1 protein-coding gene is annotated in these 1143 nt (G+C 65.4%); it reads right to left on the reverse strand.

The window, feature by feature from the left end; all coding sequences use genetic code 11:
• Nucleotides 1-20 precede the first annotated feature (20 nt).
• The gene (locus EJI00_RS24875; RefSeq protein ID WP_126750121.1) at nt 21-977 is read right to left on the reverse strand and encodes a transposase; all 957 of its coding nucleotides are present in this window, start codon (nt 975-977) and stop codon (nt 21-23) included.
• Nucleotides 978-1143 lie beyond the last annotated feature (166 nt).

The following is a 1143-nucleotide window of genomic DNA, read 5'->3' on the forward strand; positions in this document are numbered from 1 at the left end:
CTGAGCAACCGTCTTGAAAGTCAAGCGATATGCATAGTCGAATCCCATGTGGAGCCGTGTTTGGCGATGGCATTGAGCATAGTCAGCAGCTTACGCATGCAGGCGACCAGAGCGACCTTCTTGCGCTTTCCTGCCGCCAGCAGGCGTTCGTAGCAGGCCTTGAGCGCCGGGTTATGCCGCACCGCCGTCAGCGTGGCCATGTACAGGGTTCGCCGCACATCGGCGCGCCCACCCCAGATGCAGCGCTGGCCACGCATCTGGCCGGAGTCGCGGTTCAAGGGCGCAACGCCCACCAGCGCAGCGATGCGGCGCCGGTCGAGCTTGCCGAGTTCGGGAAGTTCGGCCAGCAGCACTGCAACGCTGGCAGCGCCAATGCCCGGCACGCTGGCCAGCGCGTGGGCCAATTGGGCGTGGTGACGCTGCACATGCGCGGCCACCTCGGCCTCGCTGTCGCCGAGTTCCTGCTTCAAGAATTCAATGACCCGCTCGATGCTCGGGCGCGCCGCCGCGTGAGCCAGGCGCAGGCGCTGCCGCTCGGAGGTCAGCATCTGCACCAACTGGCGCCGACGCAGCACCAGGGCCTGCAGTTGCTGCAACTCGGCATCAGCCAGCGGCTTGACGAAGCGCTCGCGCTCGGGGTGCTGATGCAGCACGCGGGCGAAGGCCGCCAGCATGCGCGCATCCAACGCATCGGTCTTGGCCAGCGCGCCCATCGCGCGGGCGAAGTCGCGCGCGGTGCGCGGGTTGACCACCGCTACCGCCAGGCCCGCGGCCTGCAACGCGCAGGCCGCTTCGAACTCGTAGCCGCCCGTGGCCTCCAGCACAACCAGCGCGGGCGCCAAAGCCGATGCTTGTTTGACCAGTTGCTCGATGCCAGCCACGTCATTGGCGAGCTGCCAAGTCTTGGCCTGTTCGCTGCTGGCGATCTCCAGGGTCTGGCTGGAGACGTCAATACCGATAAAAACAGAGTCGGACACGTCCTCTCACTCCCATCCTTGTCTATGCGAACTTCAAATTCTTACAACCGTTCGGGCTGCAGAGAAGGACGGTCCGGCTCAGGCGCCCAGTGCTCAGTCACGGGCTTCAAACATCCCAGAGGCCGCTCGGGCTGCCCGAGCCGGTCCGAGGCTTAAAGATACAAGG

It is taken from the genome of Variovorax sp. DXTD-1, from assembly GCF_003984625.1.
Lineage (GTDB): Bacteria > Pseudomonadota > Gammaproteobacteria > Burkholderiales > Burkholderiaceae_C > Variovorax.